Genomic DNA, 9330 nt, shown 5'->3' with positions numbered 1-9330 from the left:
AGTTCCCACTGCTTGTCGGTCAGAACCTGGTATCGATCACCGATCGCGGTCGCCACGCACGACATGATGCACGATCGACCCCGACCGCGGGGCCGATCAATTCACCTCATTGGGAGACAGAACCTAGGGCCGCCGCTGCGAAACCCCATACGAGATGAGCGTGCACGCAAGACCTTTCGGCTCTTCGACAACGATCTGCCCGCCAGCCTAGGGGAAGCGGCCCACCGCTCGGGATCACCCGATCAGCGTGATCATCGAACGCGGGCCGCACTCAGCGCTGCTCCGGACGCTTGTTCCGCAGCGACGTGAAGGTCGAAAAGCCTTGCGCCATCTGGACGATTCAGCACCCCAGCGGTGTGCGAGCGGCGCGGCCACCAGGCTGCCGACACTTCTTACACCCGAGGGCTCGAAGAACGGCTCAGATCCCCGATCAGCGGGTCGGCGAGACGCATGGATTCGGAAGGGCCGAGATGGTGGCCAGGTCGCAGATGCCGCTGGTCAGTATCTGCAAGGGGGCGGCAACCAGCAGCGTGAGAATTCCGATGACGTCGCCGCGCTGGAGAAACCAGGCTCCCGACCGAGCTGCCGCCGATCCGGAGTCCAGCGCCGACGAGCCGGTTTCGCCTGCGACAGCGATCACCGGGGCCGCGCCGCTCGGTCCGGCTGTCGCTTCGGCCGCGGTGACGACAAGAGTCGCCGCCGCGACAGAAACGGCAGCAAGGCGAAGGTGGGTACGCATCATCGCGCTCCTCTGTTAGGAACAGTTATTCACATACTATCGGAAACATAGATTCGATTTCGGAGATTCGCGCGGAAGGATCGACGGCGTCCACGTGATGCCGGGTCGGGCTTCCGAGGCGCACACTCCGGACTGAGCAGCAGATAGTCACTGGCGAGCCCTCACGCAACCGCCCTGCAGCACAGGAAGAACGCCGTCTCGCGATATCGATCGTGATCGTTCCGATTCCAACAGAAAGACAGGAATAGACGATCACTTAATTCGGTACGGTCACACGCGGCGCAGGTCCACCCGTGTGACGACGAGGGAGAGTGGACCCGTATCCGCTAGAGAGCCTGCTCCGGCGAGTGAGCGTCCGCCCAGGATCTGCAGGCGTTCGGCAGAGGCGGACCCGGGTTCCGGGGTGTAGATCATGGGGGTAGTGGAAGCGTTCGGTGCCGGTTCCGTGGGTTCGGACGTCGTGGGCACCCCACAGCATGCGGCCCCGATGGGGCACGAGTACGTCGGTGTGGTCGAGGAGATCGGCTCCGACGTCCGCGATGTCGCGGTGGGCGACTTCGTGGTGGGGTCGCCTTTCGCCTCCGACAACACCTGTGAGATCTGCCGCGCCGGCTACCAGAGCCGGTGTGTGCACAACGTGCCCATCGGGATGATCGGCACCCAGGACGAACGCGCTCGTATCCCGCTCGCCGACGGCACCCTGGTCACGGTTCCCGGCCGACCGGGCGACGAGCAGATCGCGTATCTGCTAGTGCACCTGGAACCCACCCGAGCACGGCGGGCGCCGACCCCGGTTCCGGCGCCCGCCGTCACGGCGTCCCGACACCCGACACGGTCAGCCGCCGAGTGTTCCCGTCTTCGCTGCCGATCGCGCCGACGGTCAGTCGGTGGTCGTGGTCTCGGTGGATGCGGCTCGGCCGCGTGTCAGCGTGCGGCGGGCGAGGTACGCGAGCGCGCCCGCCGCGAGAACGGCGGCTCCGGCCAGAACCGAGGTCATCGGCAGGGCGAAGGCGAGTAGCAGGCAGCCGGCCACGCCGGTCACGGGGATGACGCGGGGCGGGCGGTTCTCGGCGGGGGAAAGCGTCCATGCGGCGGCGTTGGCGATGGCGTAGTAGGCCAGCACACCGAAGGAGGAGAACCCGATCGCGCCCCGCACGTCCACGGTGGCGGCCAGGAGCGCGACGACGACGCCTACCGTGATCTCCGCCCGATGCGGCACGCCGTACCGGGGATGGACGGCGGCGAGGACATGCGGCAGGTGCCGGTCGCGGGCCATGGCCAGCGTTGTGCGGGAGACGCCGAGGATCAACGCGAGCAGCGACCCCAGCGCCGCCACCGCGGCACCGACCCGAACCACCGGCGCCAGCCGGTCGGCTCCCGCGGCGGTCACGGCATCCGTCAGTGGGGCGGCGGCCGACGCGAGGGCGCCGGGACCGAGCACCGCAAGCGCGGCGATCGCGACGACGGCGTAGACGACGAGGGTGATACCGAGCGCGAGAGGGATCGCGCGTGGAATAGTGCGAGCCGGGTCGCGTACCTCCTCCCCGAGCGTGGCGATCCGCGCGTATCCGGCGAAGGCGAAGAAGAGCAGGCCCGCGGCCTGCAGAACACCGGAGACGGTGACATCGCCGCCGATACGCAGCTGCGCCACCTGAGTGCTGCCGGAGGTGAGGGTGGCCACGGCCACGGCTGTGAGCACCGCGAGCGCGATCGCGACGATCACGCGGGTCAGCCACGCCGATTTCTGCACTCCGGCATAGTCGACGGCGGTCAACGCCAGCACCGCCGCGACCGCGACCGCGTGTGCGTGGGCCGGCCAGAGGTAACTGCCGACGGTCAGCGCCATGGCCGCGCAGGAGGCGGTCTTGCCGACGACGAAACCCCATCCTGCGAGGTAGCCCCAGAAGTCACCGAGGCGTTCACGGCCATAGACATACGTGCCGCCCGAGGCCGGATAACGTGCGGCCAGCCGTGCCGAGGATGTCGCGTTGCAATAGGCCACCACGGCGGCGATCGCCAATCCGATGAGCAGTCCCGATCCGGCAGCCTGCGCGGCAGGGGCGAGCGCGGCGAAGATCCCCGCGCCGATCATGGACCCGAGCCCGATCACCACCGCGTCCGGCACGCCCAGCCTGCGGCGGAGTTCGTCGGGCAATGCGGGAACGGCCGATGCGTTGTTCGACATGGAAGACGCGTCTACGAGGCGGCGGGCTGGAACAGCTCGACGAGGTTGCCCGCGGGGTCTTGCAGCAGGACTTGTCGTCCGCCGGGGCCGCTGATGATGTCGTTGCGGAAGGGGATGCCGGCGGCTCGCAGTCGTTCTGCTTCGGCAGCGATGTCGTCGACGAGGAGCTGAATGCGATTCCAGCCGGTGCCGGGCCCCGGGGTGGCACCGTCGGGCATCGGACGTCCAGCGGAACTCGCGGGCCCGGACAGGAGCAGCTGCAACGGGCCGCGCCGCGCAGCGGCGAAGGCGGGTGCGGCGTCGAAGTCGACGGTGAAGCCGAGGTGGGTGGTGTAGAAATCGACCGCCGCGCGCACGTCGTCGACCAGATAGCGGACGCGGGCGAGTTCGGTCGGCGCGGTCGTCATGGTCGGGTCTCCTTTTGATTCGTTTCCTCGACAGACACGGCGTCGACGGGGTGTCTACGCCGACGTGCTTACGCGACGTTGCTGCGACAGCGGCGGCCCGAATCCGATTCGGATATCGAGTTCGTTTGCGACGCGTTGGAATTCCGGGTATGTCGCACGATCGGTGTCAGCGGCGATGGAGGGATTGGGCAGACTCCAGTGCGTCGTGACGGCCGCTCCGTGATCGCGGGGAACTTCGCGGATCTTGTCGCACAACGTGATCACGTAGTCGAAGCGCCGTCCGGTGATCGTCTCCAGCGACCGCGGCTGCCGGGGCTCGAGGTCGATGCCGTAATCAGCACGCAGGACTCGCGCCGTGTTGGGATGCATCCGTGGCGCGGGATGACTACCCGCGGACGCGACTTCGACCCCGGCGGCCCGATGCCGCAGCATCGCCTCCGCCATCGGAGAGCGCGCACTGTTACCGGTGCACAGGAACAGCACCGAACTCCCGCGGGGCCACTCGCGGCGCACGGGCGCCAGTGCCGGGTGCAGGGCGACGGCCGCGTCGCCGAGCGCGTTCGCGCACGCCGACAGGTCCAGATGGTAGTAGGTATCGCGCGCATCGAAACTACTGCGGCGCGCGCCCACCAGGCCCGTAGTGCGCAACAGCCGCAGGTGATACGACACCAGGTTCTGTGGCTCGCCGACCGCGGCCACCAGCTCACGCACCCGGCGATCACCGCAGGCCAGCTCGGTCATCAACGTCCACCGCAACGGATGCGAAGCCATACGCATCAGCAGCGGAACCGGCACTCGATCGGGGACGACCACAATGGCAGAATACATCAAAACACTTTGATGGAATACCCGTTGGGCGAGTTTCGCTTCGATCCCCGCCCGATCGATCACCGCGCACATGCCCGACATCCCGCGCGGCTTGACGCGATCCCGCGCTCCGGCGTAGAGCGTGGGCGGAGACCGCACGGGCCGCCGACCCGGCGAGTATCGACTCCCTTCCCGCCAACGCTCGGCCACACGCGGCCGCCGGAAACTCGCCTCAGAGGGAAGCGCTCATCTCCCTCCAGGAGTTGACAGTTCATTATGTTCAGTGTTTATTGAACACGCGGAACCTACAGAACAGCTTGTGGTTAGACCCGAAGGAGTGACCATGACCGCCCCCGCCATACGCGTCGAAGGCCTGACCAAGCATTACGGCAAGCAAGTCGCCCTCACCGACTTGAGTCTCGAGGTCGCACGGGGCGAGGTGTTCGGCTTTCTCGGCCCCAACGGCGCAGGCAAGTCGACCACCATTCGCATCCTGCTCGACCTCATCCGTCCTACCGCCGGACGCGTCGAGGTCTTCGGCGCCGATCCCCGCGCCGGCGGCGCGCGATTGCGCCGGCGCATCGGCTACCTCCCCGGTGAACTCGCTCTGGAAGGCCGCAATACCGCACGAGACCTGTTGGCGTTCCTCGCCGATCAACGTGGCACCGTTGCGGCCAGTCGAATCGAGGAACTGGCTCGGCTGCTGGATCTGGACCTGTCGAAGAAGGTCGGGGCGATGAGCAAGGGCAACAAGCAGAAGGTCGGAATCATCGCCGCCTTCATGCACGCCCCCGATCTGCTCATCCTCGACGAACCGACCTCGGGATTGGATCCGCTTCTCCAGCAACGCTTCCTGGAGTTGGTGACGGACGCCAAAAACAACGGGCAGACCGTCTTCATGTCCTCGCACATTCTCTCCGAGGTGCAGCAGACCGCCGACCGCGCCGTCATAATGCGTGCCGGACAGCTGCTGGCCACCGAGAATGTGGAGGAGCTGCGCCGTCGCGCCCCACGCACCGTGGACATGGTCTTCGGCGCGGATGTCTTCGCCGACGACTTCGCTCATCTGCCCGGTGTGCGCGATCTGACCGTGGCGGGCCGTACCCTGCACTGCACCACCGACGGTGAGGTCGACGCGCTGTTCAAGGCGGCCGCCAAGTATCCGTTGGTGAGCGTGCTGTCCACCGAGCCCGATCTCGAGCAGATGTTCTTCAGCCTGTACGACCGCTGAACCCAATCCCCTCGTCTACCGCAAATCTTTTCGCGCAAAGGATCTCGTCATGACCCGCTCGGTGTACACGCAGGCGCTGAAGGAACAGAAACGCGCCCTGATCGGCTGGTCGATCGGCATGGCCGTCGTGCCGCTGATATATCTGCCCTCCTATCGGTCACTCGCCGAGCAAGGCTCGCTGAACATCGAACAAAGCAGCATCTACGACGCGATGGGCATGAGTGACTTCGCCACCGCCGCCGGATACCTGCACTCGACCATCTTCGCCCTGATGGGCCTGCTGCTCACCGTGATCTTCGCGGTCACGATGGGCGCCCGCTCGGCTTCCCAGGAGGAGAGCGGGACGCTGGATGTCCTTCTCGCGCAACCGATCAGCCGCACCAGCCTGATCGGGCAGCGGTTCGCCGCACTCGCCGTCCAGATCGGCGTGGTCACCGGCGTACTGGGATCGAGCGTGCTGATCGGAGCCGAGGCCGGACAGTTGGGCGTGCCCGCGGGCAATATCCTCGCCGCCGTGGCCGGGCTCGGCCTGCTCGGACTGGCGGTGGGCGCCCTGACACAACTGGTCGGCGCGGCCACCGGGCGACGGGCGCAGACGCTGGGTATCACCGTGCTGCTGGTGCTCGGCGGCTACCTCGCCAACAGTCTCGGCGGAATCATCGACGGAGCTTCGTGGCTGACGAAGTTCTCGCCCTTCTACTACGCGATCGGTGGCTCACCGCTGGTGAACGGCTGGCATGTGGGCCACCTTCTGGTGCTGACAGTCCTCGCCGCCGTCGCCGTCGGGCTGTCGGTCATCGCCTTCGATCGCCGTGACATCGCTGTGTGACAACTCCGGTGGGGCGGGTTCGCACCGACCCGCCCCGCCTGCACTTCTCTCGTAGGAAGAATACTGATCCCATGACCAGCGCATCCGAATCGGCTCCCGCCCCCACCGACGCCCAACTGGCTTTCGTGGAGGATCTCGCGCTGGTCTTCGAACGGATGGGGCTGGTCCGCATGGTCGGCCGGACAGTCGGCTGGTTGTTGATCTGCGATCCGCCGGAGCAGACCTTCAACCAGATCGCCGAGGCGCTGCGCGCGTCCAAGGGCTCCATCTCCAGTGCGCTCAAAACACTCACCACCATGCGATGGGTCGACAAGACCGGCAAACCCGGCGACCGCCGCGACTACTACTCCGTGCGGCCCGGCATTCTGCCCGAACTCACCAGGCAGCAATCCGGCATGTACGACCAACTGACCGAGATGACCTCCCGCGGACTGGCACTGTTCGACGATCCGGACAGCAAGGACGCGGCGCGAGTGCGCGATATGCACGAGTTCTTCGTCTGGATGGGCAAGGAATTGCCCGCTCTGCTGGATCGGTGGGAAGCAGAACGCGGCAGGGGCACACGATAACCGAGCATCGCGCCGCCCTTTCCGCCGAACCACTCGGCAACGGCGGCATCGTCCCCGGGACGCATGTCTGGGGCGCGGGTGATGTCCGCCATCCGATCGCCGGGCCGGTGTGCGACGTGCGCTAGGGTTCGAACCCGTGTCCAAGCTGCGGCGGCGCGTGGCAGAGGCGGCGGAAGCGGCTCTGGCCCAACGCAAATATGTGTCGGCAGTCGATGTCTTCGCCGCTCTGGGGTGGGTGCGATCCAGTCAGGTCGATCGCTGGCGGCAGGGGCAGGTGCGGTCGTTGGAGCAGGTCACGGCGGTGGACGCACGGCGGATGCACGAGGCGGCGGAACTGCTGGGCGAGTGGGCCCGCGAGCACGGACTCACCGCGAGCACAGCGGCGTACCTGTCCGGCGGGCGCGATCGCGAGGCGTTGCGGTTCGCCGACGACGGCGCGGACCAGGTGTTCCGGGTGCACTGGCTCTCCGCGCAGCTCAGCCCGGCGCGCCGCGAACAGGTCGTCCAACGCCAGAACCGGGCACCGGATCTGACGGTGGTGGAGGCCGCGGAACCGTGGACATGCGCCGAATGCGCCGAAACCGGTCCGTATTCGATCACCTCCGCGGCCGGGCCGCTGTGCCTGATCTGTTCGGATCTCGACCATCTCGAGTTCCTGCCCGCGGGGAACACGGCGCTGAGCCGGCGTGCCAAGAAGGAGAGCGCCCTCGCCGCCGTCGTGGTCCGCCTCAATCGGCGACGCAAACGCTACGAACGGCTCGGCATCCTCGTCGAAGAAGCCGCCCTCACTCGCGCCGAACAGCAATGCCTGGCCGACGACGATGCCCGCGCCCGCCGCCGCGAACGCGACCGCAGCCGTCGCGCCGCCCAAGACGTCGAATACTGCGCCCGCATGTCCGACGAGATCCGCCGGCTGTTCCCCGGCTGCCCCGCCGACCGCGCCACCCAGATCGCCGGACACGCCGCCGCCCGCGGCAGCGGCCGCGTAGGCCGCACCGCCGCAGCCGAACTCCTCTCCCCCGACGCACTCACCCTCGCCGTCATCGCCTCCGTCCGCCATCGCGACACCGACTACGACCACCTCCTCATGACCGGCGTCCCCCGCTCCGAGGCCAGGGCCCGGATCCGCCCCACCGTCGACCACGTCCTGGAAACCTGGCGCAGCTGAAATCTCCCGTCAGCGGGTGGGCGATCGAGGGGCCGTCTCAGCACGCGGGGCTTCGGGGTCGAGCATGGCCAGGTCAGCGAAGTCGATTCGCGTTGCGCCCACTGGGTGCGTCGATGCACGCCGAGGACATCGTCGCGCTGCCCGGCCCCGGCGCAGCCCGGCCGCCGTCAGAACGCGTATCGCACCGTCAACCACGGGGTCCGCTGGGCGATGAGGTCGGTCAGCGTCCGGACCCCCGCAGCCTTCACGTCGTTGCGATAACGCACATTCCACATGCCCGACTGGGAGCGCTTGGCCTGCTGAATCTGCGGGCGCCACAACAGGTCCTCGGACTTCGGGTGCCAGCCGAGGTTGACCTCGTGCAGTTGCTCGTTGTGGGTGAGCATGATGATCTCCGCTGCGGCCTGGGCCTTGAAGGCGGCGCCCGTGCCGTCCGCGAGCTCCTCCAGCAGCTCCGCCCAGTCTTCCTCCCAGCCGGGGCGGACGACGACGGGAGAAAAGTTGACGTGCACCTCGTAGCCCGCTGCCACGAAGTCGTCGATCGCGTCGATGCGCTGCCGGATCGGCGTGCTACGCAGATCCAGCAGCTGGGAGTCGGCCTCGGGCATGAGCGAGAACCTGATCCGGGTCCGTCCGTGCGGGTCCAGATCGAGCAGGGCGCGGTTGACGTACTTGGTGGCGAAGGAAGCCTTCGCGGTGGGCCATGCACCGAAGACGGTGATCAGGTCGGCGACGTTGTCGCTGACCAGCGCGTCGACGGAGCAGTCGCTGTTCTCCCCGAGGTCGTAGACCCACGCGTGCGGGTCGCATTGATTCGGCACAGTCTTGGCCCCCTGTCTGCGCACGTGACGTTCCAAATAGCCGATGATCTTGTCGATGTTGGTGAACACCGTGATCGGGTTGGCGTAACCCTTGCGGCGGGGGACGTAGCAGTAGGCGCACGCCATCGCACAGCCGTTGGACGTCGAAGGCGCGATCCAGTCCGCCGAGCGGCCGTTCGGCCGGGCCGTCAGCGACTTCTTGACCCCGACGACCAGGTCCTCGGTCTTGACCCGGATCCAGCGGTCGACGTTGCCCGCGTTGCCGTGCAGCTGGTCGATCTTCCAGTGCGAGCCGACGGTGATGATCTCGGCGTCGGGGAAGCGCGCCCGCACTTGCTGCCCGCGCGGGCTCGCCAGCGCGTCCGGTTCGGCCCACAGACGGCGGACGTCCAGCAAACGAGGACCCGAGGTGGGCCGGAAGGAGTCCTGAGCTGCGGAGGATTGAGTCATGACCCCTGCTTACGCCACCCCACCGACATGCGGCGGACGCACGTGACCCCGCCGACGGCGATCTCACAGCAACGAGCCGCCTGCCCGCGGCACAGGACGGATGTCCGGCAGCCGCGCGGACCAT

The 9330-nt window shown here is 67.5% G+C and carries 9 protein-coding genes and 1 pseudogene; 5 read left to right on the top strand and 5 right to left on the bottom strand.

The features are described from left to right. Positions 1-430 precede the first annotated feature (430 nt). Positions 431-742, bottom strand: a complete 312-nt coding sequence (locus tag GVY64_RS32480; protein ID WP_159849818.1) for a hypothetical protein — start codon at positions 740-742, stop codon at positions 431-433. Positions 743-1220: 478 nt separating this feature from the next. On the opposite strand from GVY64_RS32480, the pseudogene GVY64_RS32475 reads away from it, so the two are divergent. Next, a pseudogene (locus tag GVY64_RS32475) lies at positions 1221-1490 on the top strand (alcohol dehydrogenase catalytic domain-containing protein); the annotation flags it as partial. A gap of 129 nt (positions 1491-1619) precedes the next feature. On the opposite strand, the gene GVY64_RS32470 reads toward GVY64_RS32475, so the two are convergent. The 3 genes from GVY64_RS32470 to GVY64_RS32460 are packed head-to-tail and all read right to left on the bottom strand — an operon-like array spanning position 1620 to position 4159. Continuing rightward, on the bottom strand, positions 1620-2924 hold the full coding sequence (locus GVY64_RS32470; RefSeq protein ID WP_159849816.1) for an APC family permease: 1305 nt from the start codon (positions 2922-2924) through the stop codon (positions 1620-1622). Between the two features lie 11 nt (positions 2925-2935). After that, positions 2936-3331, bottom strand: a complete 396-nt coding sequence (locus GVY64_RS32465; protein WP_159849814.1) for a VOC family protein — start codon at positions 3329-3331, stop codon at positions 2936-2938. A gap of 54 nt (positions 3332-3385) precedes the next feature. After that, complete coding sequence (locus GVY64_RS32460; protein WP_201298257.1) at positions 3386-4159, bottom strand: arsenate reductase/protein-tyrosine-phosphatase family protein; 774 nt, start codon at positions 4157-4159, stop codon at positions 3386-3388. Positions 4160-4481: 322 nt separating this feature from the next. On the opposite strand from GVY64_RS32460, the gene GVY64_RS32455 reads away from it, so the two are divergent. The 4 genes from GVY64_RS32455 to GVY64_RS32440 all read left to right on the top strand — a co-directional run bounded on the left by GVY64_RS32455 (position 4482) and on the right by GVY64_RS32440 (position 7935). Next, positions 4482-5369, top strand: coding sequence for an ABC transporter ATP-binding protein (locus tag GVY64_RS32455; protein WP_159849812.1), 888 nt, complete (start codon positions 4482-4484; stop codon positions 5367-5369). A gap of 49 nt (positions 5370-5418) precedes the next feature. Next, positions 5419-6198, top strand: coding sequence for an ABC transporter permease subunit (locus GVY64_RS32450; RefSeq protein ID WP_159849810.1), 780 nt, complete (start codon positions 5419-5421; stop codon positions 6196-6198). 71 nt (positions 6199-6269) lie between these two features. Then, the gene (locus GVY64_RS32445) at positions 6270-6767 is read left to right on the top strand and encodes a GbsR/MarR family transcriptional regulator (RefSeq protein WP_159849808.1); all 498 of its coding nucleotides are present in this window, start codon (positions 6270-6272) and stop codon (positions 6765-6767) included. Between the two features lie 136 nt (positions 6768-6903). Next, the gene (locus tag GVY64_RS32440) at positions 6904-7935 is read left to right on the top strand and encodes a DUF2293 domain-containing protein (protein WP_236567428.1); all 1032 of its coding nucleotides are present in this window, start codon (positions 6904-6906) and stop codon (positions 7933-7935) included. A 167-nt stretch (positions 7936-8102) separates the two neighbouring features. On the opposite strand, the gene GVY64_RS32435 is transcribed toward GVY64_RS32440, so the two are convergent. After that, positions 8103-9206 (bottom strand): spore photoproduct lyase family protein, encoded by a 1104-nt coding sequence (locus tag GVY64_RS32435; RefSeq protein WP_159849806.1) that lies wholly within the window; start codon positions 9204-9206, stop codon positions 8103-8105. Positions 9207-9330: the final 124 nt, after the last annotated feature.

It is taken from the genome of Nocardia sp. CY41, assembly GCF_009829325.1.
GTDB lineage: Bacteria > Actinomycetota > Actinomycetes > Mycobacteriales > Mycobacteriaceae > Nocardia.
This window is presented reverse-complemented; position numbering and strand designations above follow the sequence as displayed.